Raw genomic sequence first — 25,522 nt, 5'->3', positions numbered from 1 at the left:
GTGAGCGCATCCGACCCCCAACCCGTCCGCCGGCACATGGACCGGCTCGCCGCCGAGGGCATCGACGTGGTGCGGGTGACCTATCCCGATCTCATCGGCACCGACCGCGCCCGAGACGTACTGCTGGATCACCTGCCCTCGGCCTGCGACCACGGTCTGGCCTTCTGCCGCGCCGTCTACCACACCACGCCGCAGGGGGACGTGGTCCCGGTCCCCGGCGGCCTCGACGCAGGCCTGCCCGACATCTGCGTACGCCCCGACCTCGACACGCTGGTCCCGCTTCCCTGGGAGCCCGGCGTCGCCGCCTGCCTGGGCGACGTCACCGACCCGGCCACCGGCCTGCCCGCCCCCGAGTCACCGCGGGACCTGCTGCGCTCCGTCCTGGACCGATGTACCGAACACGGACTGCGCCCGGTGGTCGGCCCGGAGCTGGAGTACTTCCTGTGCGACGCCGCCCCCGACTCGCCGCAGGGCTGGCGCCGCTACAGCGACGCCCTCGGCGTCGTCTACACCGCGGGCCTGCGCGCGGACGGCGACAACCACCTGCTCCGCACACTGCGTCTGCTGCGTGACCTGAACATCGGCGTGACCAACGGCAACCACGAGTTCGACGGCGGGCAGTTCGAGATCAACCTGACCCACTCCGAAGCGATGAACGCCGCCGACCGCGCCTTCCGCTTCAAGTCGGCGATCAAGGAACTGGCCCGCAAGGAGGGCCGGCTGGCCACCTTCATGGCCAAACCGTTCAATGACGCCGGGGGCTCCGGCTTCCACCTGCACCTGTCGTGCGAGACCGCCGATGAGGAAGACGCCCGGAACTCGTTCGACGACCCGTCGGCGCCCTACGGCCTGTCCGACACCGCACGCCACGCCGTCGCCGGCATCCTCGCCCACGCCCCGGCCCTGGCCGCCTTGGCCAACCCGACGGTCAACTCCTACAAGCGCTTCGGGCCCGACACGCTCGCCCCCTGGCTGATCGACTGGGGCCTGGACAACCGCAGCGCCATGGTCCGCATCCCGCCCGAGCGCGGCTCCGGCGCCCGATTCGAGCTGCGTCTGGGCGACGCCGGCGCCAACCCCTACCTGCTGATCGCCGGCACCATCGCCGCCGCGCTGCTGGGCGTCCAGGCCGGCGAGGAACCGCCCGCCCCGCTCGAGGGATACGGCTACGACCCCGCCACATCCGCGATCCTGCCCACCAGCCTGTCCGCCGCCCTCGACGCCCTGGAGGCGGACAGCGCCCTCACCGACGTCCTGGGCAAGGACTTCACCACCTCCTACCTCGCTTACAAGCGCGACGAGGTCGCGCGCTTCCAACGGCACGTCACCGACTGGGAGTTCACCGAGTACGCCTACCACCTGTGACGCCAAGGAGGCCACACAGCATGACCACCCCGACCGTGACCGACGCCGTGCGCGAGCCGCTGCCCCTGGCCGACGTCGACCTCGCCAACCTCGACAACTTCACCGACGGCACCACGCCCTGGCGGATGTTCCACACCCTGCGCCACGAGGACCCGGTCCACTGGCAGCCCGAGGAGGCGCCCAACTCCGGCTTCTGGGCGCTGACCCGGCACGCGGACATCGCCCGCGTCGACCGCGACGCGGAGACCTTCACGTCCACGAAGTTCGTCAACCTCGAGGAGCTCGACGACGACCAGATCAAGAAGCGCGCCTCCATCCTGGAGCTCGACGGCGTCCGCCACCGCGCGATGCGCAGCCTGCTGCAGCGCCAGTTCGGCGCGAGCGTCATCAACAGCTACGCCGACTTCCTGCGCGGCCTGACCGCGACCACGCTGGACGCGGCCCTGGCCAAGGGCACGTTCGACTTCGTCAAGGAGATCTCCGCCGACTTCCCCATCAACGTCCTGGCCCGCCTCCTCGACGTGCCGCCGGAGGACAACCAGCAACTCATCGACTGGGGCAACCGGATCATCGGCAACACCGACCCCGACTACGCGGATGTGCTGCTGCACAGCGCGGAGAGCGAGAAGTACCGCGACCTGCCCTTCCGCTCCCCCGCCTCGCTGGAGGTCTTCGCCTACGGCAGGGAGCTGGCCCGACAGCGGCGCGGCGGCAACGGCACCGACCTGATCTCCAGGCTCGTCAACGAGATGCCGCGCGACGGCGTACCGCTCTCGGAGCAGGACTTCGACAACTACTTCCTGCTCCTGGTCGTCGCCGGCAACGAGACCACCCGGCACACCATCACGCATTCGATGCTCGCCCTGCTGCAGCACCCCGAGCAGCTGGCCCGCCTCCGGGAGGACCCCTCGCTCATCCCGACCGCGGTGGAGGAATTCCTGCGCTGGGCGTCCCCCGTCTACCACTTCCGCCGGACCGCCACGCGTGATGTGGAACTCGGCGGCAAGCAGATCAAGCAGGGCGACAAGGTCGTCATGTGGTACGCCTCCGGCAACCGCGACGAGGACGTCTTCGGCAACCCGTACGACTTCGACGTCGCACGGCAGGACAACGACCACGTCACCTTCGGCAAGGGCAGCCCGCACCTGTGCCTGGGCAATCTGCTCGCCCGCACCGAGATCCGCATCATGTTCGAGGAGCTCATTCCGCGCCTGGCGGACATCCGCCTCGCCGGCGACGTCCCCCGCGTCCGCTCCAACTTCGTCAACGGCATCAAGAAGCTCCCGGTCGAGGTGACCCTCGCCTGACCCGTCCATCCGGCGGTCAGCCGCGCCCCGCGGTCTCGGGGCGCGGCTGACCGCCGTTGCCGTGCCGGTGCCCGGCCGTACAGCCGTCCGCGCCTGCCGGCGCAGGGCGCGCTCACCGCATCGTCCCCCACCACCCCGCCCGACCGGCACCGGGCTTCGTCTGCTCGGCCGCCACGTCGCCGCCGAGCGTCGCCACGCCGTCGGGCCCGGCGAGCCGGGCAAGTTCCTCCTCCGCCACGTCGACGGCAGCGGCGCGGTGTCCGCGTTCGGCGTACAGACGGGCGCCGCCTCCCCGATGTCGGAGGCGGCGCCCGTGATCACCACCACTGTGCCGTCACGTAGGCAATTGCACTGAGAGCGTCCAGGACGCAAGATCACGGCCGCTGGCGCAGCGCTCTCCGCACACCTCCGCGTGCTGAGTGCGCCACGCTCCCTGCCGAGCCCGATCGTCGTCACCCGCTGACGCCGGTCAAGGACGCCGGTCCCCAGCTGGTTCCCAAGAATGACCAAGGGCCGGTTTCGGATTACTCTGAAACCGGCCCTGATCTGCGACTCTCACGAGTCGGGACGACAGGATTTGAACCTGCGACCCCTTGACCCCCAGTCAAGTGCGCTACCAAGCTGCGCCACGTCCCGCTACCTTCTGACCTGGGGTTTCCCCTGGCCGAACGCGCATGGAAACAATACCGCACTCGGGTCGGTGGTCGCGCACTCGTTTACCCGGGGCCCTTGACCTCAAGTTTGGTTGAGGTTGAATGATCGTTCGCATGACGATCACCAGGGAAGACAGCCGGACGTACGGATACGCGGACCTGCCCCGGCTGATGGGGCTGATGACGGGCGACGAGAAGCACGGGCCGGCGGCGACGTCCACGCTGGACGTGCTGTGGGTGCTCTACGACCGGGTGCTGCGGGTCGACCCGGAGGGGATGGACGACCCGGTGCGGGACCGGTTCCTGCTCTCCAAGGGGCACGGGCCGATGGCGTACTACGCGGTCCTGGCCGCCAAGGGCTTCCTGCCGGTGGACTGGCTGGCCGGCTTCGGCTCCTACGACTCGCCACTCGGGCACCATCCCGACCGGGTGCTGGTGCCGGGAGCCGAGATCGGTAGTGGGTCGCTGGGGCACGGGCTGCCGATCGCCGTCGGGACTGCGCTGGGGCTGCGGGCGCAGGGGCTCGATGAGCCCCGGGTGTGGGTGCTGGTCGGGGATGCCGAGCTGGACGAGGGCAGCAACCACGAGGCGATCGCCTTCGCCGGGCCCGCCGGGCTCGAGCGGCTGCACACGGTCGTCGTCGACAACTCCTCCGCCAGCCACTCGCGGCCCGGCGGGATCGCCGCGCGGTTCGAGGCCGCGGGCTGGTCCGCGGTGACTGTCGACGGCCGTGACCACGAGGCGCTGTACGACGCGTTCACCGCACCGCATCCGGGACGCCCGCATGTCGTGGTGGCCCGGGTCGAGCCGAAGCACTCCTGAAGCGCCCGCCCTCCCCTCTGCCGCGATCCGCGACGCTCCGCAGAGACCTGCAGCGACCTGCAGCGACCTGCTACGAAAGGAACCGAAGTATCCATGGACACCATGCGCGACCGCTTCGCCCCCGTCCTCTCCCGGCTGCTCGACGAGGATCCGCGGGTCGCGGTCGTCCTCGCCGAGATCGGCAGGGACGGCTTCGCGGAGGCGGCACACAAGCACCCGGACCGGGTGATCAACGTCGGCATCCGGGAGCAGCTGCTGGTCGGCGCGGGCGCCGGCCTGGCGCTGACGGGCCTGCGGCCCGTGCTGCACACCTTCGCGAGCTTCCTCGTCGAGCGGCCCTTCGAGCAGGTCAAGCTGGACCTCGGACACCAAGGCGTGGGCGCGGTGCTGGTCAGTGCGGCCGCGTCCTTCGACTGGCCCGCGGGCGGGTACACGCACATGGCTCCGGGTGACGTGGCGCTGCTCGACACCCTGGACGGCTGGACCGTGCATGTGCCGGGACATCCCGACGAGGCCGAGACCCTGCTGCGCCACGCGGTGGCAGCGGGCGACGACAAGGTGTACGTGCGGCTGTCCGTCCAGGCCAACGCCCAGGGGCTGCCGGTCGACGGGGAGCGGTTCCGGACCGTGCGCGAGGGTCGCTCCGGTGTGGTCGTCGCCGTCGGGCCCATGCTCGACGCCGTGCTGGCCGCCACGGAGGGTCTCGATGTCACCGTGCTGTACGCCACGACCGTACGGCCCTTCGACTCGGCCGCCCTGCGGCGCGCCACCGAGGGCGCCGGGGCGGATGTCGTCCTGGTCGAGCCGTACCTGGCGGGCACGTCGTCGGCCGCCGCGAACGACGCCCTCGCCGATGTGCCCCATCGTGTCCTGGGCCTGGGCGTGGGCCGGCGCGAGCTGCGGCGTTACGGGACCGTCGAGGAGCACGTGGCCGCGCACGGACTCGACGCGCGGTCGCTCAGGGAGCGGATCGAGGGCTTCATGGCGGACGGGCGGGTGGCGGTGCGCGGGTGAGCGCCGGAGCGCCGGAGCGCCGGCCGACGGCACAGGAACGGCGCCTGCGGCGGCCACCGCCACCGTGCCGGGGCCGGTCAGCCGCGTTCGGAGCGAGACGGTTGCCGCGCCCGGAGCGAGACGGTTGCCGCGTTCACGCCACGCGGCCGCGCGGCAACTGGCAACGCCCGCGGATTTTCAGTCCGCTGCCGGCCGCCCCAGTTCGGGGTACGCCTCCAGCAGCCGGGGCGGGGCCGCCTGGCGCCAGGAGTCGGCGAGGATGTCACGCAGTTCGTCCTCGTCCTCGAGCGCCGCGAGCCGGGTCCGCACCCAGGCGAACTGTGCCTCGTGGTCGGCGATCCAGAACTTCTCGGGCTCGGCCAGGACCAGTTCGTCGCGCTCCTCCTTGGGGCAGCGCACGGCGATGGACGTCTCGTCCTCGGGCAGCGTGGCGAACATCTTCCCCGCGACCCGGAACGTGGGCATGTTCCAGGCGGTCTTCTCCGTGGTGTCCGGCAGGGACAGGGCGATACGGCGTACGTCTTCGGCATCCGGCATGAGTGGCACCGTAGCCGCCGGCACCGACAGTCACCCCGCGGGAGCCGCCTCGCCCAGGTGCTTGTAGTAGAGCGTGGTCGGCTGCAGCACCCCGTCCGGGCTCGCCGCGTAGTCGGGGATCACCCCGGCCCTGGTCCAGCCGGTGGAGCGGTAGAGGTGCTCGGCGGGGCTGTCGGTCTCCGTGTCGAGGTGCAGCAGGGTGATGCCGGCCCCGGTGGCCGCCTCCTCGGCGGTGGTCAGGAGCGCGCGGGCGAGGCCCTGGCCGCGGGCCTTCCGGTGGACCATCAGCTTGACGAGTTCGGCGCGGTGGCGGCTGTTGGGCTTGTCGGGGAAGGCCAGGGTGACGGTGCCGACCACGCGTCCCGCGTCGCGCGCCACCCACACCGCGAGCTGCCCGGCGGCCACACCTGCGGCCCGCTCCCGCCACCAGGCCACTGCCTCCGCGTGGTCGAGCGGCGCGAGGAAGCCGATCGAGGCACCACCGTGCACGGTGTCGACCAGTAGCTCGGCCAACTCACCTGCGCAGGAGCCCAGTTGGGGCGCGTCGAGTCGCATCACGGCGACGGTCACGGCAGCACCACCGCCAGCGCGTAGCGCACCTCGTCGGAACCCGCGCACCGGAACCGTGTGGGCCCCCACACGCGCAGCCGCAGACAGTCCCCGGCGTCGAGGTGATGCTCATCGTCCTGTGCCGTGACGTCGAGGGCACCCTCCAGCACCCAGATGTGCTGTTCCAGGCCGGGCACGGGCGGCCGGTCGTAGGCGATGTCGGCGCCCACGGCGAGCCGCCCCTCGACGAGTTCGGCGCGCAGCCCGGAGTGCGGCGGGGACACGGACCGCCGTACGAACCCGGAGGCCCGGTCCTCCCACACCGGCTGTTCGGCGGCCCGCACCAGCAGCTCGGGTTCGGCCTCGATCTCGCTGAGCAGCTGGGACATGGTCCGCCCGTACACCCCGCACAGCCGGTTCAGGAGCGAGGCCGTGGGGCTGGTCTCGGCCCGCTCGGCGCGGGACAGGGTGGACTTGCTGACTCCGCTGCGCTCCGCCAACTCACCCAGGGACCAGCCGCGCTCGGCCCGCAGCTCGGCCAGGCGGGCGCCGAGACGGGTGTCGACGGGATCGCAGGCGCCTTCGACGTCGAGAAGTTGTTTCACATTCGGAACGATATCTCAGATACGGGAACACGAGAATAGTTCGATCGCGTATGGCGACCCCATCACGCCATTACGATCACCAGCCTGACGTTCGGATGATCTTTGGGAGGGCGCATGGGCACGACGGACAGCTCGGGCGACAGAACCAGGCGCCGCATGCTGCTGACGGGAGCCGCCGGACTGGCCGGGACCGCGGTCGCCGTGGGCACAGCGACCCCCGCGGCCGCGGCCGGCGCCTCGGACTGGTACGACGTCAAGGAGTACGGCGCGGTCGGCGACGCCTCCACGGACGACACGGCGGCCGTCCAGTCCGCACTCGACGCCGCGGCGGCGGGCGGCGGCACCGTCTACTTCCCCGACGGCCGCTACCTGGTCAAGCCCTCGGGCAGCACGCCCGCCCTGACCGTCCCCGGAAACAACATCCGGCTCGTCGGCGCCAACAGTCGGGCCGCCATGCTCCTCAAGGGCGGCGACGGCATCCTGCTCCGTATGTCCGGCGCGGGCGCCGACAACTCCGGCGCGACGCACCGGCGTTACTGCTCCGTCGACAACCTCGGCTTCAACGGCAACGGCAAGACCGGTCTGCTGCTGGAGCTGTACTACGCGGACAACTGCTACTTCCGCGACGTCTTCATGACGAGCAACGTCGACATCTGCATCGACGCGGTGGAGTTCTGGGACTCACGCTTCTACAACCTCGTCGTCGAGGCCTCCACGGGCCCGGCCGGCAGCACCGCCCACCCCAACATCTGGCTGCGCAACTCCTCGACCGCCACCGCCGGATCCTGGGGATACAGCACCGACAACATCAACCAGATCCACTTCACCGGCTGCCGTCTGGAGGCCTTCGGGACCGGCGCGCTGTGGATCACCCAGGGCACGGCCCGCCTCAACAACCCCAACGGGATCCACCTCACGGACTGCAAGTTCGAGACCTCGCAGATGCAGGGCGGTCCGCATCTCAAGGTCGACGCCTCCTGCAAACACGTCCACGCCGGCCGGATCTATGCCTACGCGGGCGGCTTCGCCGACGGCTACTCCACCGCCCAGAACATCATCAGCTGGGCCGGCACAGCGAGTTCGCTGGAGAACGTCCTCATCGCCAACGGCGCCTCGGCCGCGACGGTCAACTCCGGTGTGGTCGTGTACGCCGGCACCGGCGCGACCGCCGTCCTGCGGGACGTCGTCGGCCTCTACGGGACCGCGCCGACCGGCACGCACCTCTACTACGAGGCGAGCAGCACCGGCGACTTCCGCGTGGAGAACTGCTACGGCAACATCGGCGGGCAGCAGAGCGGCACCATCCCCACCCGCCACTACCCCAACCCTCCGCTGCGCCTCGTGAGCGGCCCCGTCAGCGACGCCTCCTTCACCAGGACGCCCCCGGACGGCACGATGGCCGTCGACACCGCCGACCAGCGGCTCTACGTCCGCGTCGGCGGCACCTGGACGTGGACCCAGCTCAGCCAGTAGCGGCCGGCGTGGCCTCGCCCAGCGCGTCCAGCACCGGACGGATCAGGGGGTGTCCCTCGGCTCCCCGGCGTACGGCCGCGAAGACGCGGCGGGTGGGAGCCACTCCGTCGACGGGGCGGACCAGCACTCCGGTCAGGTCCATGCCGCTGAGCGCCGAGCGCGGGACCAGGGCCACGCCGACGTCGGCCGAGGCCAGGGCCACCACCGCGCGGAAGTCGTCCGAGGAGTGTTCCAGGCGGGGCTGGAAGCCGGCGTTCTCGCAGGCCAGGACGACCACGTCGTGGCAGGGGTTGCCGGGGTAGGGGCCGATCCAGGGGTCCTTGGCCAGCTCGGCGAGCGGGATCTCGGTGGCGTCGGCGAGGCGGTGGGTGACCGGAACGACCGCGTCGAAGGGCTCGGCGTACAGCGGGACATGGGTCAGCCGGGGGTCGTCGGCGGGCGGGGCCCCGCGGTACTCGACGGCGACAGCGACGTCGACCTGCCGGTCCAGGACCATCGGCAGGCTGGCGTCGCCCTCGGCGTCCTGGACGCGAATGCGGATGCCGGGCGCCGACCTGGCGAGGCGGGCCACCGCGGGCGCGACGACATGGGCGATGCCGGTGGCGAAGGCGGCGACGGTGACCGTCCCGGCCTCACCCGAGCTGTAGGCGGCCAGTTCCGCCTCCGCCCGCTCCAGCTGGGCGAGGACCGCGTTGGTGTGGCTGAGCAGGATCTCGCCGGCCGGGGTCAGCCGTACGCCCTTCGCGCTCCGTTCGACCAGGCGGTGGCCCGTCTCCTGTTCCAGCGCCGCGAGCTGCTGGGAGACCGCCGAGGGGGTGAGGTACAGCGCGGCGGCAGCCGCCGTCACCGTACGGTGGTCGGCCACCGCACGGAGGATGTGGAGCCGCCGCGCTTCGATCATGGGACCGATTCTCTCAAATGACCCCTATGCCCCTCTGCTCAGGTACTGCCCCCTATGCCTGCTCAGGCCTCCAGCTCGGCCCGCGCCGCCACGAAGGCGTCGACCGCGCGGTTCACGTCGTCCGTGGAGTGCGCGGCGGACAGCTGGACCCGGATGCGCGCCTGGCCCTGCGGGACGACCGGGTACGAGAAGCCGATCACGTACACGCCGCGCTCCAGCAGCAGCTCCGCCAGTCGGGCCGCCCTCGCCGCGTCGCCGATCATCACCGGCGCGATGGCGTGGTCGCCGGGGAGGATGTCGAAGCCTTCCTCGGTCATCCGGCGGCGGAACAGGGCGGTGTTCTCCGCGAGCCGGATGCGCAGGTCGTCCGCCGACTCCAGCAGGTCGAGGACCTTCAGGGAGGCCGCCGCGATGACCGGGGCGAGGGTGTTGGAGAAGAGGTACGGGCGGGAGCGCTGGCGCAGCAGGGCGACGATCTCCGCGCGGGCGGCGACATAGCCGCCGGAGGCGCCGCCGAGGGCCTTGCCGAGGGTGCCGGTGATGATGTCGACGCGGTCCATGACGCCGTGCAGTTCGGGGGTGCCGCGACCGCCGGGGCCGACGAAGCCGACCGCGTGGGAGTCGTCGACCATGACCATGGCGTCGTGGCGGTCGGCGAGGTCGCAGATCTCGCGCAGCGGTGCCACGTAGCCGTCCATGGAGAAGACGCCGTCGGTGACGATGAGCTTGCGGCGCGCGCCGCCCTCGGTGGCCTCCTTCAACTGCCGCTCCAGGTCCGCCAGATCACGGTTGGCGTAGCGGAAGCGGCGGGCCTTGGACAGGCGGATGCCGTCGATGATCGAGGCGTGGTTGAGAGCGTCGGAGATCACCGCGTCCTCGGGGCCGAGCAGCGTCTCGAAGACACCGCCGTTGGCGTCGAAGCAGGAGGAGTACAGGATCGTGTCCTCCTGGCCGAGGAACGCGGACAGCCGCGCCTCCAGCTCCTTGTGCACCTCCTGCGTGCCGCAGATGAAGCGCACGGACGCCATGCCGTAGCCCCAGCGGTCGAGCGCCTCGTGGGCGGCGGCGACGACCTCCGGGTGGTCGGCGAGGCCGAGGTAGTTGTTCGCGCAGAAGTTGAGGACCTCGCCGGGGCGGCCGCCCGCGGTGACGCTCACGGTCGCGGACTGCGGGGTGCCGATCACGCGTTCGGGCTTGTGCAGACCGGCGGCGCGGATCTCGTCGAGGGTGGCGCGCAGGTCGTCGCGCACGGAGTCGAACATGGGGAAGCTCCTAGAAATGCAGCTGGCTTCGGGTGACTTACGCGGTCCAGTCGAGGATGACCTTGCCGCCGCGGCCGCTCGCCGCGTCGGCGAACGCCGCCTCGAAGTCGCGGTAGCCGTACCGGCCGGTGATCACGGGGGCGAGGTCGAGGCCGCCTTCCAGCAGCACCGACATGGCGTACCAGGTCTCGAACATCTCGCGGCCGTAGATGCCCTTGATGGTGATCATCGAGGTGACGATCCGGGCCCAGTCGACCGGGAACTCCTGGGAGGGAAGTCCGAGCATGGCGATCCGGCCGCCGTGCGTCATGTTGGCGACCATGTCGCGCATGGCCTCGGGGCGGCCGGACATCTCCAGGCCGATGTCGAAGCCCTCGCGCAGGCCGAGGGTGCGCTGTCCGTCGGCGATGGTGGCGTCCGTGACGTTCAGCGCGAGGCTCACGCCGATCTTGCGGGCGAGTTCCAGGCGTTCCTCGCTGACATCCGTGACGACGACGTTGCGGGCGCCCGCGTGCCGGGCCACCGCCGCCGCCATCAGGCCGATCGGACCGGCACCGGTGATCAGTACGTCCTCGCCGACCAGCGGGAAGGACAGCGCGGTGTGCACGGCGTTGCCGAACGGGTCGAAGATCGCGGCGACGTCGAGGTCGACGGGGACGCGGTGCACCCAGACGTTGGCGGCGGGGAGGGCCACGTACTCGGCGAACGCTCCGTCGCGGCCGACGCCCAGGCCGACCGTGGCCCGGCACAGATGGCGACGGCCGGCCAGACAGTTGCGGCACTTGCCGCACACCAGGTGTCCCTCGCCGCTGACCCGGTCGCCGGCCTTGATGTCGGTGACGTCACGGCCGGTCCCGACGACCTCGCCGACGAACTCGTGCCCGACCACGAGCGGGGTGCGGACGGCCTGCTGCGCCCAGCCGTCCCAGGCCCGGATGTGCAGGTCGGTGCCGCAGATGCCGGTCCGCAGGACCTTGATCAGTACGTCGCCGGGCCCGACGGCGGGCTCCGGGACGTCCGTGAGCCACAGCCCGGGCTCTGCCTTCTCCTTGACCAGCGCCTTCAACGCTACGGCTCCTGTGGGTGAGGTCCCGGCCGCGGGCATGCCGAAGCGGCCCGCATCCGGGGAGAGGAGTGGAATCGCGTAGCAATCTGCCGTATCGCGGCGCCCGGGTCCATCGAGGTTTTCTTAAGCGGCGCCACAGCTTTCCTTCACGCCGGTCCGCGCAGCTCCCCGTGTTCGCCGTGTCCGCCCTGTCCGCCCTGTCCGCTCAGAGCGGGAGCCCGTCCTCCTCGCACCGTTCGAGCCGTGCCGCGAGCTCGGCGGCCGTCGACTTGACGGTCTCCAGCCCGGCCCTCCCCCAGGGCCGGGGTGCCGCGTCAGCCACGCACACCGTGCCCAGCACCATCCCGGTGGTGTCGATGAGCGGGGCGCCCAGATAGGAGTGAATGCCGTACTCGTAGACGATCGGGTTGCCGGCGAATCGCGGGTAGTCGCGGACGTCTTCGAGGACCAGCGCCTTGTGCCGGACGACGACATGGGGGCAGTAGCCGTGGTCGCGCGGCAGCCAGCGGCCCACCTCGGGCTTGCCGCCCGGCACGGCCGGACGGGCCCCCGGGACGTGCAGGCCGGCGAAGAACTGCCGCTCCTCGTCTATGAAGTTGACCATGGCGTACGGCGCTCCGGTGAGCTCGGCGAGGCGGTCCGCGAAGGCGTCGAGCACGGGTTCGGGCTGCTCCCCCAGCCCCAGTCGGCGCAGCCGGCGGGCGCGGGCGGGGGCCTCCTTGTCCTCGGGGGTGAGCAGCAGTCGACCGGCGGGGCGCGGTGGGTCGTAGCTCATGGCCGGACTCCGGTCGGCTGGACGTAGGTCATATATGGGCTCCGTGAACGGTGTGCGAGGGTCACATGTGGGCGCCGCGGCTGGGCTCAGGGGCGGCCGGGGCGTGGGCGATGAGGTGGCGTACGAGGGTCAGCAGGGTCTGGACCCCGGAGACGGAGATGCGGGCGTCGCAGCGGACGACGGGGATCCCGGGGTCGAGGTCGAGGGCGGCGCGGACCTCTCCGGCGTCGTAGCGATGGGCTCCGTCGAACTCGTTGATCGCCACGATGAAGCCGAGGCCGCGTTCTTCGAAGAAGTCGACGGCCGCGAAGCACTCCTCCAGGCGGCGGGTGTCGGCGAGAATGACCGCGCCGAGCGCGCCCTCGGAGAGCTCGTCCCACATGAACCAGAACCGCTCCTGGCCGGGCGTGCCGAACAGGTAGAGGACGTGTTCCGGGTCGAGGGTGATGCGGCCGAAGTCCATCGCCACGGTCGTCTCGACCTTGTTCTCGATGCCGTCGAGGTTGTCGGTCGCGGCACTGACGGTGGTGAGCAGCTCCTCCGTGCTGAGCGGCGCGATCTCACTCACCGCGCCGACAAAGGTCGTCTTGCCGACCCCGAACCCGCCCGCCACCAGGATCTTCAGCGCGGTGGGGAAGGGGTCGGAGCCGTCCTCGTACTCAGAGCTGTCGTCGTAGTCCATCGAGCACTGCCTCCAGAAGGGCCCGGTCGGTGGGGTTGTGGTGGAACTCGGGTGGCTTGGTGGTGAGCACCCCGCAGTCGACCAGGTCGGACAGGAGCACCTTGGTGACCGCCGCCGGCAGCTTCAGGTGGGCGGCGACCTCGGCGACCGAGACGGGCAGGCGGGAGAGGGCGAGGGCCTGCGCGTGCTCGGGGCCGAGGTAGCCGAGGGGGGTGACTCCGGTGGCCCTCACCTGCGACATGAGGTCGAGCGCGATGGTGGGCTTGGTGCGGCCGTTGCTGACCGTGAAAGGGCGCACCAGGCGTCCGGCCGCGTCGTCGAGCCAGGGCCCGTCGCCGGCCGCCGCCACGTTCAACGCCTCATCACCGGGGGTTCGCCGGTGTGCTGCCGGGGTGCGGTCACCAGGTACGGGCGGACGCTCTTGACCAGCATCGCCATCTCGTAGCCGAGGACCGCCGCGTCGGCCTCGCGGCCGGCGAGGACCGCGAGACAGGTGCCGGAGCCGGCGGTGGTCACGAACAGCAGCGTCGAGTCGAGTTCGACGACCACCTGCCGTACGTCACCGCCGTCGCCGAAGCGCACGCCGGCGCTGCGCCCCAGGGAGTACAGGCCGGAGGCCAGGGCGGCCATGTGGTCGGCGCTGTCGTGGTCGAGGCCGTGGACGGACTTCACGAGGCCGTCGCAGGAGAGGAGGACCGCGCTGGTGGTGTGCGGTACGCGCTGCACGAGGCCGCTCATCAGCCAGTCGAGATCGGATACATGACTGGTCGGCGCATCGCTCGCCATGGTGGATCGACTCCTTGGGGTACGAAGGTCTGCGGGAGCGGTGGGGGTGGGGGTGTGTGCGGGGGTGGTCATCCGGCTGATGCGCTCCCGTCGTGCCGGGCGGTGTGGTGGTCGGGTCCGGGCGCGGGCCGGCTTTCACGCTCGCCGTGCGCCTCGGGATGCGCGGGCGCGTGTGCGGGGCGCGCCTCGGTTATGGGGGACGTGTCCAGGAAGGGCGGTGGTACGGGTACGTCGGTGGGCGGCAGCATCGGCACGAGGGGAAGGCCGGTGAGTGACGCGTCCGCCGGCGGCCCCGACTCCAGGCTCTGCTGGGCCTCGGCCAGGCCGACGCCCCGCTGGAAGGCGGCCATCAGGCCTGGGTCGTGTCCTACGACGTCCTCGGCGGCGGGGCGTGGCGCGGGGCCGCCGCGCAGCTGGGGTGCGATGTGCTCCTGGGCGCGGCGGCGGGGCAGTTGGGGCTTGCCCATGGTGCCGCGTACGGCGCCGTTGCACGGGACGGGGAGCCCGACCGTGTTCTCCGCGACGGTCCGCCGCTCGTCGGGCCGGATACCGGGCACGGCTGAGGCGGGGTTGGGCCGTTCACCCCGGGGGCCGCGCACGGGGAGGGGGGCCGGGGTGACTCCGTTCGGCTGCGGGGCGGGGGCGAGGGCGGTGTTCGGGGTCGGCAGGGCGGGGGAAGTGCCTTCGTCCGACAGCGAGTCGAGACCTCCGGCGTTCGGCAGCCGGCCGGGTCCTCCGGCGCGGGACTGTGCACCGGGGCCGGCGTTCGGGGTCGACATCGACCTGGTGCCGTCGGCGTTCGGGGCCGACAGCGAGCCTGGGCCTCCGTCGCTCGGCCGGCCGAGCGACGCCGACCCGGCGGTGTTCTGAAGCAAAGCCGGTCCGGAGCTGATGGGAAGCGAGGGCGGCCCGGCGCCGTTGGGAAGCGAAGCCGGTTCCGTGCTGTTCGGGAGCGAGGGCGGCCCAGCACTGTTCGGAAGCGAAGCCGGTTCCGTGCTGCTCGGGAGCGAGGGCGGCCCAGCACTGTTCGGAAGCGAAGCCGCTTCAGTGCTGTTCGGGAGCGAAGCCGCACCAGCACCGTTCGCCGTCGGCGCCGTCGAGGCCATGCCGTCGCCCCTCGGCATCGGGACCGCACCGCCGCCGTTCGGTGTCAAGGCCGGTCCACTGCCGCTCGGCATGAAGCCAGGTCCGTGTCCGCTGCCGCTCGACGTGACGGGCGGTCCGGCGCTGTTCGCCATGAACGCCGAACCGGCGCTGCCCGGCATCGGGATCGGGCCGTCGACGCCCACCGCCCCAGCGGAACCTACGCCGCCGGACACCGGAACCGGACCGCCGGTACCCGACACCGGAACCGAACCACGGCCATCCGGCATCGGAACCGGACCGCCGACGCCCGCCGACGAAGCCGACCCGCCGCCACCCGACACCGGGACTGAGCCACCGATGCCAGACGCCGTAACCCAGCCGCTGATATCCGACACCGGAACCGACCCATGACCACCCGACACCGGAACCGGACCGCCGACGCCCGCCGACGAAGCCGACCCGCCGCTGTTCGTCATGGGTGCCGGACCGCCGCCGCCACCCGGCATCGCAACTGGCCCCCCGCTGTGGGCGGGAAAGGCCGGGTCCCGGTCGTCGTCCCGCTGGCGTCGGTGGCGTACGCCGGACGGGGCCGGGGGTGGGAGGTGCCGTCCGGCCTCCGGGGCGGCGGCGCCGGGCTGCGGTGCGGCCGGTCCGCGTGCGCCGCCCGCCGGGTCCTGCAGCTGCGGTACGGCTCCGGAGACGCCCGGCATCGTGCCCAGCAACCCCTGCGGCACGACCAGAACGGCCTGCACCCCGCCGTAGATGTTGGTCTGGAGGCGGACCCTGATGCCGTGCCGGCGGGCGAGCTGGGAGACCACGAACAGCCCGATGCGGCCGTCGGCCAGCAGCCGGGCCACGTTGACCTGGTCGGGGTCGGTCAGCAGGGCGTTCATCCGGCTCTGTTCCTCGACGGGCATGCCGAGCCCGCGGTCCTCGACCTCGACGGCGAGCCCGGAGGTCACAAGGTTGGCGCGCAACAGCACCTGGGTGTGCGGGGCGGAGAACACCGTGGCGTTCTCGACGAGTTCGGCCAGCAGATGGATGACGTCGGCGACGGCGTGGCCGCGCAGCTCGCCGTCGATCGGCGGCACGAGCTTGACCCTCGAGTACTGCTCGACCTCGGCGATCGCGGAGCGCAGCACCTCCGTCATGGAGACCGGGTTGCTCCACTGCCGGCGTGAGACCGCCCCGCCGAGCACGGCGAGGTTCTCGGCGTGGCGGCGGATACGGGTGGCGAGGTGGTCGACGTGGAAGAGGCCCTTGAGCAGATCCGGGTCCTCGATCTCGTTCTCCAGCTCGTCGAGGATCGAGATCTCTCGGTGCACCAGCGACTGGAGCCGCCGGGCGAGGTTGACGAAGACCTCGAGCTTCTGTTCGCTGCCCGTCTGGCTGGACAGTTGGGCGGCCTGCACGACGGCGGTGACGGCGCCGTCGTGCGCGCGGGCCAGGTCCGCTGCGAGCAGTTCGAAGTCGTCGGCGTCCTCGGGTGGGCCGCCACGCGGCTTGCGCTGGGGCGCGCTCTCGCCACGGCGCAGCGCCTCGACCACGGCACGCAGATCCGCCTCGCCGCGTGCGCTGCTGCGGCGCAGTGCGCCGATGCGGTCGTTCACCGACCGGGCGGCGCGGTCGGCGGCCACCGAGGCGATCAGGATGCCGACCAGGGTGACCGTGAGCGCTCCGGCGAGTACGGCCCACAGGGTGAGGCTCTGCCGTGCTCCGGTGGAGCGGATGGTGAACAGGACTGCCGCGCACGCGCTGAGGGCGACCGCGACCGGCGGCAGCACGGCGAGGCGCAGGAGTTGCGGACGTAGGTGGGTCTCGGGCAGCGGAGGGGCGGTGCGGGCGACCGGCCGCCCGTGCCGCCCGCCGCCACCCTCACGGCGGTCTGCGCGTGCGGCCGGTGCGCGGAGGTGAGACATCGGTGTCCTCGTGCTGGTCCGTCGGGCCTGGTTGCTCGCGCGTGGTGCGCAACTCGGGCATGCGCCATCGCGGTGTCGGCCGAGAGAACCGAACAATTCGGCCCTACGTCGCCCGACGGACACTCACAGTAGTCGCCGACGCATCATGTGCGGTGGGCAGTTGACAAAGTCTCACGCGTAGCGTCCCGCTCTGGTATGAGGCCTCGTACGACAGACCGATAGCCCCCTTGGACTCCCGCTCCTGAAGGGCACTCGAATGGGAAATGAACGGTCGCGCTCGATCAGAAGCGGTCACTGTCGGTGATGTGCCCGGGTGCCATCTTCCGCTTGACGGGAGGCAGATGCTTGACGAGGGCGAGCGGCCCGTAGATCTCGATCAGCCGCCGACGCGCCTCGTCGGTGACCCGAACCACCGCCTTGCGACGGTCGACCGGATCCGGGGCACGGCGAGGCCACCGCGGCCTGCAGGGCCCTGACCTACTCGGCGAGCTCTCCCCTGAGCGTCTTCACACTTTCGCTTGACATTGAGCCACGCCGCACCGGCCGGACCGCACCACCCCGCTACTCCCCCGCGAGCGCCGGCTCCGGCCCGGACGACGCCACCGGCGGCCACGTCGGCCAGCCCTCGACCGGAGGCTTGGCCACGGCGCGCCACCACGGCGTCGCGGGCGGCGCGTCGGTCGGCTCGAAGGGCTCGCCGGCCCGCGGTGCCGCCAGGGTCACGCCGGCCTTGTGCGTGGCGCGCATCGTGCCCTCGCCGGGCTCCGCCCACGGATGCGGCGCCAGGTTGAAGGTCGCCCAGTGGATCGGCAGCATGGCGCCCACGGCCGGGTCCCCGGCCTGAAGGTCGAGGTGGGCCTGGACTCCCTCCTCCGGCGTCATGTGGATGTCGGGCCAGAACTCCGAGTAGGCGCCGATCTGGATCATCGTGGCGTCGAACGGGCCATGTTCCGCGCCGATGTCCTTGAAGCCCTCGAAGTAGCCCGTGTCGCCGCTGTGGTAGATCCGGTGCTCCTCGCCGGCCACGACCCAGGAGGCCCAGAGCGTGTGCTGGGTGTTGCGCAGGCCGCGGCCGCAGAAGTGTCGGGCCGGGGTGGCGGTCAGGGTGAGACCGCCGATCCGGGTCGACTCGTTCCAGTCCAGCTCGCGCAGCCGGCCCGCGGACACGCCCCAGTGTTCGAGGTGGGCGCCGACGCCGAGCGGCACGGCGAACAGGGTGTCCGTGCCGGCCAGCGCCTTGATCGTGGGCATGTCGAGGTGGTCGTAGTGGTCGTGCGAGATGACGACGACGTCGACCGGGCCGAGCGCGGCCAGCGGCAGGGGCACCGGGTGCAGCCGCTTGGGCCCGGCGAACGCGAACGGGGAACAGCGCTCGCCCCAGACCGGGTCGAACAGCACCCGGTGGCCGTCGATCTCGGCGAGCACGCTGGAGTGTCCCATCCAGGTGAGCCGCAGTCCGGTGGCGGGCGGCCGGGCGAGGTCGGCCAGGGTGGTGGCGTGCACCGGGATCGTGCCGTGCGGGGCGCGGTGGGACTTGGCCTCCCGGTCGAAGTAGATCTTCGCGAAGGCCGACGCCGAGCCCGCGGGCCGGATCCGGGAGGTACCGCCGGGGTTCTGGAAGACCCCGTCCTTGAAGTGGGGTGATCGGCGGATGCGCGCCAGGCGCTCACCGCTCGGGTCCGCGCCGAAGGCCGCGGGCTGCAGCGCGCGGAGCCCGAGGCTCGGGGAACGGAAACCGGTCACGGCACCTCCAGGTGGAGTCGGGGCGTTCCATTATGGTCGGCCCCTCCGACAACACCGGACCCCGGCCTTCCCTTCCCCCGAGGCCGCACCGTCCTCCCTCCCGTCCACCGCTCCGCGGAGAGCCGCGTTGACAGGCCGCGACAGCCCTTCCGATACTGACCCACGATTCAGTAACTTCGGTAACCCGCTCCCCAGGAGTCCGCATGACCTCCCCTCTGCTGTCGCTCACCTGGACCGACGACGTCACCGGTCGCCAGGGCTTCCTGGTCGTCGACCGGCTGGTGCGCGGTGTGTCCAGCGGCGGGCTGCGGATGCGGGCGGGCTGCACGCTGGACGAGATCGCCGGACTCGCCCGCGGCATGACCATGAAGGAAGCGCTGCACTACAACCCCGAGGGCCGCTACATCCCCCTGGGCGGCGCCAAGGGCGGCATCGACTGCGATCCCCGGGACCCGGAGGCGTACGGGCTGCTGGTGCGCTATCTGCGGGCCGTACGGCCGTACATCGAGAGCTTCTGGACCACCGGCGAGGACCTCGGCCTCACCCAGGACCTGGTGGACAAGGCCGCGGCCGAGGCGGGTCTGGTCTCCTCGATCCAGGCCGTGTATCCGCTGCTCGACGACGAGACCGCGGCCCGGCAGCGGCTCGCGGACGCGTTCGCGGTCGAGGTGGACGGCATCGGCCTCGACGAGCTCGTCGGCGGCTGCGGGGTCGCCGAGTCGCTCCTCGCGACCCTGGACCGGGCCGGTATGTCCTACCAGGGGACGCGGGTCGCCGTGCAGGGCCTGGGCACCATGGGCGGCGCCACGGCCCGCTTCCTCTCCCGCGCGGGACTGACGGTGGTGGCCGTCGCCGACATCAAGGGCACGATCGCCAACCCGGCGGGGCTCGACGTCGAGGCACTGCTCGCGGGGCGGGACGCGTACGGCACCGTGGACCGCGCCGTACTGCGCCCCGGTGACAGTGAACTGCCGGGCGACGCCTGGCTGTCCGCGGACGCCGAGGTGCTCGTGCCGGCGGCCGTCTCGTACGCGGTCGACACCGCCAACCAGGAGCGGATCACGGCCCGCTGGATCGTCGAGGCGGCCAACATGCCCGTCCTCCCCGAGGCGGAGGAGCTGCTGGCCGCGCGTGGGGTGACCGTACTGCCGGACGTGGTGGTCAACTCCGGGACGAACGCCTGGTGGTGGTGGACCCTCTTCGGTGACATCGGGCCGGCCGCGGACGAGGCGTTCGCGTACACGCGCCGCTCGATGCGCGCCCTGGTCGACCTGATGCTGGCCCGCGCGCAGGCCGACGGCACGACCCCGCGGGGCGCCGCGCACGCCATCGTCGCGGACCGGCTGCCGGTGATCGCCGAGCGGTTCGGCCGGTACCGGTGAGCGGGGTCACCAGTGGCCGCCGAACGGTTCGGCCGACACCGGCGAGCGGGGTCACCAGTGGTGACCCACTAGGGTGACCGCGTGGCGAGAGTGCGGTTGAGCGTGGCGCAGCGGCGCGAGGAGTTGCTGCGGGCCGCCGTCGAGCAGATCGAGGCGCGGGGCGTGGCGGCGGTCAGGATCGCCGACGTGGCCTCGGCGCTCGGTGTGAGCAACGCGCTGGTGCTCTATCACTTCTCGACGAAGGAGAAGCTGGTCGCCGCCGCCTTCACGCACGCGGCCAAGGAGGACCTGGCTCAGCTGCGCAAGCTGCTCGGCCGCCGGACCACCGCGGTACGGCGGCTGCGGTCGGCCGTGCGCTGGTACGCCCCCACGGGGCAGGCCAAGGGCTGGCGGCTGTGGATCGAGGGCTGGGCGGTGGCCCTGCGCGAGCCCGTTCTCCAGGACGTCACGCGCGCCCTCGACCGGCAGTGGAAGGCGGCGATCGCCGAGGTCATCGCGGACGGCGTGGCCGCCGGCGAGTTCGCCTGCCCTGACCCCACCGGCACGGCCCTGCGCCTGACGGCGCTGCTCGACGGGCTCGCCGTACAGCTGACGTCGTACGCCGGTGCCGTGTCCCGGGCACGCGCACAGGAGTGGGTGGACGAGGCGCTGGCCCGGGAACTGGGGCTCGAGCGGGAGGCGTTGACGGCCTGAGGGCCTGTCCGGCCGATCATGCCGCAGTCGCGGGGCCCGGCACGCATTCCTGCGCCTTGCAGCTGCACGCTCCCCCACCGCCCCCGCTCACCGGTCCTGCCGAGGCGCCGTCGCTTGCCCGCGACTTGATCGGCCGGGCAGGCCCCGGGCGTGGGGCCGGCAGGCACACCGACCCCACGCCCGCACGCCCATGCGTCGCCGCCCGTCAGGCCACGGCCGCGATCCGCTCCTTGATGTCGTCCGGGGACAGTTTGCCCTTGGCGGTCACGTGGTCGCCCGAGGACTCCCCGCGCAGTCGGCGGCCGATCCACGGGACCAGGTACTCGCGCGCCCAGTGGACGTCGTCGCGCCGCACCTCGAGGGTGCCGCGCGGCGGGAGCGTCGGCCAGGGCTGCTCCGGGTCGGCCGGCACGTCCAGGCCGAGGGCCTGTCCCGCGCGCAGCGCCACGCGCGTGTGCCCCTCGGGCGAGAGATGGAGCCGGTCGCCGTCCCAGGCCCGGCGGTCCTGGATGGACTTCAGGGACCACAGGTCGAGCACCGGACAGCCGTACCGGTCCGCGATGGCCCGGACATGCCCGTTGTAGGTCGCGATCTTGCCGCGCAGGTGCTTGAGCAGGGGAACGCCACGGGTGTCGAAGCCGGTCGTCACCATGACCGTGCCCGACACGGCGGCCAGCGCGGCGATCGCGCGCTCGAACCGCTCGGCCACCTCGTCGGGATCCGTCCCGGGCCGCAGGATGTCGTTGCCGCCCGCGCAGAAGGAGACCATCTCCGGGGCGAGTTCGACGGCCTGCGGAAGCTGGTCGGCCACGATCTGGTCGAGCAGCTTGCCGCGTACCGCGAGGTTCGCGTACTTGAAGTCACCCTCGGGCCGTCGGTCCGCGAGCAGTACCGCGAACCGGTCGGCCCAGCCGACGAACGCCCCGTCGGGACCGGGGTCGCCGACACCCTCGGTGAAGCTGTCCCCCACCGCCACGTACGACCCGATCACTGATCTGCTGTCACTCTTCGAATCGTCTGCCACGTCGACCCATGATTCACCTTCGAATGTGACCTACGCGACCGTAGGAAGGGGTTGACGGGCGGTGAGATAAGCCACTCTTAAAGACTTTCCCAATCAGGGAATAAGGGCGTGGTCAGCGGCGTCGAGGCAATGCCCACACCCGGAAGTCGCGGATGCGGAAGTGGCTCCACGTGGTCCGGAAGGCGAAGTGACCGCTCGTGTACGGCTCCGGGTCGGTGTAGTCGAAGACGAGCTGCCCGTTGTTCCACCACCGGACCGTCGAGCCGTCGGAGACGATGCGGACGTGGTTCGGCTCGTTCGCGGTGAGCAGCGGCTCGGTGTAGTCGTAGATCAGCGGACGCACCCCCGCCTCACCGACGTAGCGGCGCAGGCGGGTCGTGGTGTTGGTGTTGGCGCCGTAGCCGGCGTAGTACGTCGTGAGGTAGTCGTACTCGGCCAGCGCCCCGCCGCGCTGCGTGGCGAAGAGGTCGTCCGGGGAGCGGACGTCGGTGGCGTTCCAGAAGTTGTTGAGGTCCGAGACGCGGTCGTTGACGCCGCCCTCCGACACCGGTGTGGCGGTGTACTCGATGGCGTACGGGCCTTCGAGGCGTTGCTTGAACCAGACCGACGCGCCGCTGGGCACGTCGATCTCCAGGACGCCGCGGGAGGCGGTGACGGTGCCGCCGTCCTGGAGTTCGGTGACCCACTGGCCGAGGCCGTGGCGGAAGTCGTCGTGGGCGATGAGGCGGCGGTGCCTGGGTGCGGCACTCGCGGTCCCCGCGGGGGCGAGGGCCGCCAGGGCGGCGCCGGCGGCCAGGGCGCCGAAGGCTCTACGCGTGGTCGTCACGGGAAAGGGCTCCTTCTTCAGTGGTGATGGCCGGCCTCGGGATCCTGCGGGTCTCGGTGCCGAGGTAGTAGTCCGTGTACGTCGACTGCAGATAGCCGCGCACGGTCCAGCCGAGGCGGTACTCGGGGTTCTGGGCGAGCGTGTAGATGCGGGTTTTCGTCGGCTCGGTGGTGGTGTAGATGCGCAGGGCGGTGTGGTCGGCCGTCTCGGCGAGGATCTCCTCACGCCAGTCGCCGAGGAGGTCGCCGTAGAACGGGGTGGCGTTGCGCGCGCCGGAGACGACTCCGGCCGGATCGAAGAGCTTCGTGCTGGTCTCGGTGGCCGGGTCCCACTTCTCGACATGCGTGTAGTCGAGGAGTTCGGAGGCTTTGTCGCCGTCCCACCAGATGCGGAAGTTGACGCTGGGCGTGGTCGTGGAAACCTTGCCGTCCTGGACGTTGAAGACGCCCGCGCCGGGCCGGGTGACGTCGGCGGTGGAGGTCCAGTACTCGTAGCCCGGGTGGTTCGGGTCGATGTCGGCGGCGCTGCCGCGGCCGACGTCGAGGTCGGCGTCGCTGGTCGGGTTCGCCGGGTGCACGCCGGTGACCAGGCGCTCGCCGGTGTCGGCGTCGTAGTAGTACCAGGGGAACTTCGATACGACGCCCAGCTCCGACTGCTGGATGGCGAAGCCCTCCAGTCCGGGCCGGTCGGGGTCGAGGTCGGCGATGTCGAAGCGGTCGCCGTGTCCGGCGCCGTCGACGACGTAGCGCAGGGTGCCGTCGCTGTTGACGACGTAGTTGCCGTCGGCGATCTCGTCCTTGCCGTCCTGGTCGACGTCGACGGTACGGATCTGGTGGAAGCTGGTGGCGCCGCTGGTCGCGGGGACGACGTACTTCCAACGGAGGTTCAGGTCGGTGCCGTCGAAGTCCCAGGTCTGGAAGAGGATGCGGAAGGCGCCGCGCTTGGCGCCGACGCGGGTGACCAGCTTGGTCACCAGGCTGGGGTGGACGCCGTCGAGGTAGGCGATGCCGAAGTGGCCGCCCGCGGGGCCGTCGGCGACGAAGTCGTCGGGCACGGGCTGCCGGGTGCGCTCGGTGCCGGTCGCGCCGTCGATCACGGAGACGAACTGGTTCGCGGGCGAGGCCGCGGTGACCTGCGCGCCGTCCGCGAACGTGGTGCCGTCGGCGGTGTGCACCAGCACCTCGGCCCGCCCGTCGCCGTCGAGGTCGTACACGGTGACGTTGTCGTCGTTGCGGTAGCCGCCGATGGCCGTGGACCCGGAAATCGCGGCCGGCGCCGGGTCGTTGGCGCCGTTGCCTGCGGCCTGGGCGAGTGAGTTCGGCCCCAGGTCGACGCGCCACAGCCGCTCGCCGGTGAGGGTGTAGGCCTCCAGAAGGTCGGTCCCGGAGCGGTCCGTGGACAGCCGGCTGACGACCAGCTCGTACCGCCCGTCGCCGTCGAGGTCGCCCGGCCAGGCGTGCTGCACGGTGTAACCGTCGGCCGCCGCGAGGGGAATCTCGGCGTAGCCGTCCGCGAAGTCGAGGGCGGCGCGACTCGCCTTCTGTTCATGCCCGTTGACGACGGCGCGCACGGTGTATGCGCCCGCCCCGGGACTGTCGTCCTGGTACGTCGTCGACTTGGTGACCGGCGCACGATTCAGCCGCCGCCCGTTCTTGTACACGTTGAAGGCGATGTCGTTGCCGTACCGCGCGTACTCGGTGCCGAGGAGCCGCCAGCTGAGGAACGTCCCCTCGCCGGACGGTACGGCGACCAGGCCGCGGTCGAGGTTCTCCACGATCCGGCGCGGCGGCTCGGCGGCATGTCCGGCGGGCGCGGAGAACAGCCCGGCCAGCAGGGCCGCGGCGGTGACGGCGCCGATTCTTCGACGTCGGTCGGGGTGCACTAGTGCTGCTCCTTTGCGAGAAGGGCGATCAGCCGGTCGGCCACCTTGCGGTGGCCCTGGGCGCTCGGATGGACGGTCCCGTTGAAGTCCCCGTCCGCCGCCGAGAGCCAGTCGGTCGTGTCGACGAACTCGATGCCGGTGTCGGTGCCGGCGAGTTCACCGACCACGGCCGCGATGTCGTCGGCGTGCGCGCCGTTGAAGGGGCGCAGCGCGAGGATGCGGGCGTGCGGTGCGGCGGCGCGGAGTTGTTCGAGGTAGGCGCGGTAGGCGGGGCGGAAGGCGTCCGCGCCGAACGCGGTGTCGTTGGTGCCCTGGTTGACGACGATCACATCGGCGTTCCGGTCCGGATCCGCCGGGGAGCCGGCGTAGTTCCAGCCGTAGGCGTCCCCGGCCGCCGGCACTCCCCCGTTGCCGGTCTGGAGAACCCCCTGCCGGCCGAAGCCGACCTGGGTGAGCGAGGCGTGCAGGGCGTCGGCGACGAGGGTCGGGTAGGCGACGGTGCCGTCGGCGCAGTCGGAGGTGTTGGCCTCACACAGCGCCATCACGCCCTGGGTGATGGAGTCGCCGTAGAAGGCCACCGTACTTTTCGGCGCACGGAGTTGGGGCAGCAGGTGCCCGCCTCGCTCCAGCCGCAGCCCGGTCAGTGCGACGCCCGTCTCCAACGGCGGAGTCCATCGGTTGACGCGGGAGAAGACGTCCTTCACGGAGATCTCGACGATGTGGACCCCGCGGCCGTCGGCCGTGATCTCCACGTCGCTCTGGTCCACGGCCCGCAACTGCTTCGGGCCGCCATCGACCGACACGTAGATCTGAGCCGGCACGGTGATCGACGCGATGTCGAACAGGGCGTGCGCGCTCCCGCCGGTGAAGCGGAACCGGAGCCGCGAGCCGGAGTTGACAGTGACGGCCGCCCCGGCGGACCGGCTCCAGTGGCCCTCGTAGGCGAGCCGCCGGTCGTCGGGGCGTACGACATTCGGAGCTACGGACGCGAAGACGGGCGCAGTGGCCCCCAGGAGGATCCCCGCGGCCAGCGCCACGCTCAGGCAGGTGCGTCGGCCGACGCTGGGCACGGGGACCTCCGAAGGAAATAGAAAGCGCTTGCATCGCTACGGAGATCACTTTGGTCCCACCCTGCCGCCACTGTCGAGACCCTGGACACCCCTGCCACAA

The 25,522-nt window shown here is 71.6% G+C and carries 25 protein-coding genes and 1 tRNA gene; 7 read left to right on the top strand and 19 right to left on the bottom strand.

Annotated features, from left to right (window positions below; genetic code table 11):
- Positions 1 to 1,365 carry a glutamine synthetase family protein gene (locus ABT114_RS00395; protein WP_351136928.1) on the top strand — a complete coding sequence of 455 codons (1,365 nt, stop codon included), beginning with the start codon at positions 1 to 3 and terminating at the stop codon, positions 1,363 to 1,365.
- A gap of 20 nt (positions 1,366 to 1,385) precedes the next feature.
- Positions 1,386 to 2,672 carry a cytochrome P450 gene (locus ABT114_RS00390; protein WP_351136926.1) on the top strand — a complete coding sequence of 429 codons (1,287 nt, stop codon included), beginning with the start codon at positions 1,386 to 1,388 and terminating at the stop codon, positions 2,670 to 2,672.
- A gap of 112 nt (positions 2,673 to 2,784) precedes the next feature.
- Here the strand turns inward: ABT114_RS00390 and ABT114_RS00385 are convergent, their stop codons facing one another.
- On the bottom strand, positions 2,785 to 2,910 hold the full coding sequence (locus tag ABT114_RS00385) for a hypothetical protein (protein WP_351136924.1): 126 nt from the start codon (positions 2,908 to 2,910) through the stop codon (positions 2,785 to 2,787).
- A 324-nt stretch (positions 2,911 to 3,234) separates the two neighbouring features.
- Positions 3,235 to 3,308 (bottom strand) — tRNA-Pro (locus tag ABT114_RS00380).
- Between the two features lie 131 nt (positions 3,309 to 3,439).
- Between ABT114_RS00380 and ABT114_RS00375 the strand changes: the two genes are divergently transcribed.
- Positions 3,440 to 4,147: a thiamine pyrophosphate-binding protein gene (locus ABT114_RS00375; RefSeq protein WP_351136922.1), complete on the top strand. Its 708-nt coding sequence runs from the start codon at positions 3,440 to 3,442 to the stop codon at positions 4,145 to 4,147.
- A 93-nt stretch (positions 4,148 to 4,240) separates the two neighbouring features.
- Entirely contained in the window at positions 4,241 to 5,161 is a 921-nt protein-coding gene (locus tag ABT114_RS00370) for a transketolase family protein (protein ID WP_351136920.1), read from the top strand.
- Between the two features lie 177 nt (positions 5,162 to 5,338).
- Here the strand turns inward: ABT114_RS00370 and ABT114_RS00365 are convergent, their stop codons facing one another.
- The 3 genes from ABT114_RS00365 to ABT114_RS00355 are packed head-to-tail and all read right to left on the bottom strand — an operon-like array spanning position 5,339 to position 6,852.
- Positions 5,339 to 5,698: an MmcQ/YjbR family DNA-binding protein gene (locus ABT114_RS00365; RefSeq protein WP_351136918.1), complete on the bottom strand. Its 360-nt coding sequence runs from the start codon at positions 5,696 to 5,698 to the stop codon at positions 5,339 to 5,341.
- Positions 5,699 to 5,728: 30 nt separating this feature from the next.
- Entirely contained in the window at positions 5,729 to 6,253 is a 525-nt protein-coding gene (locus tag ABT114_RS00360) for a GNAT family N-acetyltransferase (RefSeq protein WP_351138152.1), read from the bottom strand.
- A gap of 11 nt (positions 6,254 to 6,264) precedes the next feature.
- Positions 6,265 to 6,852 (bottom strand): helix-turn-helix domain-containing protein, encoded by a 588-nt coding sequence (locus ABT114_RS00355; RefSeq protein ID WP_351136916.1) that lies wholly within the window; start codon positions 6,850 to 6,852, stop codon positions 6,265 to 6,267.
- Between the two features lie 114 nt (positions 6,853 to 6,966).
- Here ABT114_RS00355 and ABT114_RS00350 point away from each other — a divergent pair, with 114 nt between their 5' ends.
- Positions 6,967 to 8,325 (top strand): glycosyl hydrolase family 28-related protein, encoded by a 1,359-nt coding sequence (locus ABT114_RS00350; protein WP_351136914.1) that lies wholly within the window; start codon positions 6,967 to 6,969, stop codon positions 8,323 to 8,325.
- Here ABT114_RS00350 and ABT114_RS00345 read toward each other — a convergent pair.
- The 10 genes from ABT114_RS00345 to ABT114_RS00300 all read right to left on the bottom strand — a co-directional run bounded on the left by ABT114_RS00345 (position 8,315) and on the right by ABT114_RS00300 (position 18,545).
- Entirely contained in the window at positions 8,315 to 9,226 is a 912-nt protein-coding gene (locus ABT114_RS00345; RefSeq protein WP_351136912.1) for a LysR family transcriptional regulator, read from the bottom strand. The genes ABT114_RS00350 and ABT114_RS00345 overlap by 11 nt on opposite strands.
- Positions 9,227 to 9,288: 62 nt before the next feature.
- Positions 9,289 to 10,488 (bottom strand): glycine C-acetyltransferase, encoded by a 1,200-nt coding sequence (locus ABT114_RS00340; protein ID WP_351136910.1) that lies wholly within the window; start codon positions 10,486 to 10,488, stop codon positions 9,289 to 9,291.
- A 37-nt stretch (positions 10,489 to 10,525) separates the two neighbouring features.
- Positions 10,526 to 11,554: an L-threonine 3-dehydrogenase gene (tdh, locus tag ABT114_RS00335; protein WP_351136908.1), complete on the bottom strand. Its 1,029-nt coding sequence runs from the start codon at positions 11,552 to 11,554 to the stop codon at positions 10,526 to 10,528.
- Between the two features lie 205 nt (positions 11,555 to 11,759).
- Positions 11,760 to 12,329, bottom strand: a complete 570-nt coding sequence (locus ABT114_RS00330; RefSeq protein ID WP_351136906.1) for a GAF domain-containing protein — start codon at positions 12,327 to 12,329, stop codon at positions 11,760 to 11,762.
- A gap of 61 nt (positions 12,330 to 12,390) precedes the next feature.
- The gene (locus tag ABT114_RS00325) at positions 12,391 to 13,011 is read right to left on the bottom strand and encodes a GTP-binding protein (RefSeq protein WP_351136904.1); all 621 of its coding nucleotides are present in this window, start codon (positions 13,009 to 13,011) and stop codon (positions 12,391 to 12,393) included.
- Positions 12,989 to 13,360: a DUF742 domain-containing protein gene (locus ABT114_RS00320; protein WP_351136902.1), complete on the bottom strand. Its 372-nt coding sequence runs from the start codon at positions 13,358 to 13,360 to the stop codon at positions 12,989 to 12,991. The genes ABT114_RS00325 and ABT114_RS00320 overlap by 23 nt, the downstream gene beginning before the upstream one ends.
- 2 nt (positions 13,361 to 13,362) lie before the next feature.
- The gene (locus tag ABT114_RS00315; RefSeq protein WP_351136900.1) at positions 13,363 to 13,797 is read right to left on the bottom strand and encodes a roadblock/LC7 domain-containing protein; all 435 of its coding nucleotides are present in this window, start codon (positions 13,795 to 13,797) and stop codon (positions 13,363 to 13,365) included.
- 68 nt (positions 13,798 to 13,865) lie between these two features.
- Positions 13,866 to 16,802: an ATP-binding protein gene (locus ABT114_RS00310; RefSeq protein WP_351136898.1), complete on the bottom strand. Its 2,937-nt coding sequence runs from the start codon at positions 16,800 to 16,802 to the stop codon at positions 13,866 to 13,868.
- A gap of 281 nt (positions 16,803 to 17,083) precedes the next feature.
- A complete protein-coding gene (locus ABT114_RS00305; RefSeq protein WP_351136896.1) occupies positions 17,084 to 17,215 on the bottom strand; it encodes a hypothetical protein in 132 nt (43 codons plus the stop codon).
- A 148-nt stretch (positions 17,216 to 17,363) separates the two neighbouring features.
- Complete coding sequence (locus tag ABT114_RS00300; protein WP_351136894.1) at positions 17,364 to 18,545, bottom strand: MBL fold metallo-hydrolase; 1,182 nt, start codon at positions 18,543 to 18,545, stop codon at positions 17,364 to 17,366.
- A 203-nt stretch (positions 18,546 to 18,748) separates the two neighbouring features.
- Between ABT114_RS00300 and ABT114_RS00295 the strand changes: the two genes are divergently transcribed.
- Positions 18,749 to 19,927 carry a glutamate dehydrogenase gene (locus tag ABT114_RS00295; protein WP_351136892.1) on the top strand — a complete coding sequence of 393 codons (1,179 nt, stop codon included), beginning with the start codon at positions 18,749 to 18,751 and terminating at the stop codon, positions 19,925 to 19,927.
- Between the two features lie 81 nt (positions 19,928 to 20,008).
- Positions 20,009 to 20,620 carry a TetR/AcrR family transcriptional regulator gene (locus tag ABT114_RS00290; protein ID WP_351136890.1) on the top strand — a complete coding sequence of 204 codons (612 nt, stop codon included), beginning with the start codon at positions 20,009 to 20,011 and terminating at the stop codon, positions 20,618 to 20,620.
- Positions 20,621 to 20,825: 205 nt separating this feature from the next.
- Here the strand turns inward: ABT114_RS00290 and ABT114_RS00285 are convergent, their stop codons facing one another.
- The 4 genes from ABT114_RS00285 to ABT114_RS00270 all read right to left on the bottom strand — a co-directional run bounded on the left by ABT114_RS00285 (position 20,826) and on the right by ABT114_RS00270 (position 25,422).
- The gene (locus tag ABT114_RS00285) at positions 20,826 to 21,611 is read right to left on the bottom strand and encodes an SGNH/GDSL hydrolase family protein (RefSeq protein ID WP_351138150.1); all 786 of its coding nucleotides are present in this window, start codon (positions 21,609 to 21,611) and stop codon (positions 20,826 to 20,828) included.
- A gap of 145 nt (positions 21,612 to 21,756) precedes the next feature.
- Positions 21,757 to 22,470 (bottom strand): DUF6250 domain-containing protein, encoded by a 714-nt coding sequence (locus tag ABT114_RS00280; protein WP_351136888.1) that lies wholly within the window; start codon positions 22,468 to 22,470, stop codon positions 21,757 to 21,759.
- Positions 22,454 to 24,352, bottom strand: a complete 1,899-nt coding sequence (locus ABT114_RS00275) for a rhamnogalacturonan lyase family protein (RefSeq protein ID WP_351136886.1) — start codon at positions 24,350 to 24,352, stop codon at positions 22,454 to 22,456. Before ABT114_RS00275 ends, ABT114_RS00280 begins: the two co-directional genes overlap by 17 nt.
- Positions 24,352 to 25,422, bottom strand: a complete 1,071-nt coding sequence (locus tag ABT114_RS00270) for a GDSL-type esterase/lipase family protein (RefSeq protein ID WP_351136884.1) — start codon at positions 25,420 to 25,422, stop codon at positions 24,352 to 24,354. Before ABT114_RS00270 ends, ABT114_RS00275 begins: the two co-directional genes overlap by 1 nt.
- Positions 25,423 to 25,522: the final 100 nt, after the last annotated feature.

The sequence above is a fragment of the Streptomyces sp. NPDC002088 genome, from assembly GCF_040296605.1.
GTDB lineage: Bacteria > Actinomycetota > Actinomycetes > Streptomycetales > Streptomycetaceae > Streptomyces.
The sequence above is the reverse complement of the archived record's forward strand: the minus strand, read 5'-3'. Positions and strand labels throughout refer to the sequence as shown.

Coding starts and splice junctions, on each gene's coding strand:
- ABT114_RS00390 (WP_351136926.1), top strand. CDS start 1,386: ATGACCACCCCGACCGTGACCGACGCCGTGCGCGAGCCGCTGCCCCTG.
- ABT114_RS00375 (WP_351136922.1), top strand. CDS start 3,440: ATGACGATCACCAGGGAAGACAGCCGGACGTACGGATACGCGGACCTG.
- ABT114_RS00370 (WP_351136920.1), top strand. CDS start 4,241: ATGGACACCATGCGCGACCGCTTCGCCCCCGTCCTCTCCCGGCTGCTC.
- ABT114_RS00365 (WP_351136918.1), bottom strand. CDS start 5,698: ATGCCGGATGCCGAAGACGTACGCCGTATCGCCCTGTCCCTGCCGGAC.
- ABT114_RS00360 (WP_351138152.1), bottom strand. CDS start 6,253: ATGCGACTCGACGCGCCCCAACTGGGCTCCTGCGCAGGTGAGTTGGCC.
- ABT114_RS00350 (WP_351136914.1), top strand. CDS start 6,967: ATGGGCACGACGGACAGCTCGGGCGACAGAACCAGGCGCCGCATGCTG.
- ABT114_RS00345 (WP_351136912.1), bottom strand. CDS start 9,226: ATGATCGAAGCGCGGCGGCTCCACATCCTCCGTGCGGTGGCCGACCAC.
- ABT114_RS00340 (WP_351136910.1), bottom strand. CDS start 10,488: ATGTTCGACTCCGTGCGCGACGACCTGCGCGCCACCCTCGACGAGATC.
- ABT114_RS00330 (WP_351136906.1), bottom strand. CDS start 12,329: ATGAGCTACGACCCACCGCGCCCCGCCGGTCGACTGCTGCTCACCCCC.
- ABT114_RS00325 (WP_351136904.1), bottom strand. CDS start 13,011: ATGGACTACGACGACAGCTCTGAGTACGAGGACGGCTCCGACCCCTTC.
- ABT114_RS00315 (WP_351136900.1), bottom strand. CDS start 13,797: ATGGCGAGCGATGCGCCGACCAGTCATGTATCCGATCTCGACTGGCTG.
- ABT114_RS00310 (WP_351136898.1), bottom strand. CDS start 16,802: ATGTCTCACCTCCGCGCACCGGCCGCACGCGCAGACCGCCGTGAGGGT.
- ABT114_RS00295 (WP_351136892.1), top strand. CDS start 18,749: ATGACCTCCCCTCTGCTGTCGCTCACCTGGACCGACGACGTCACCGGT.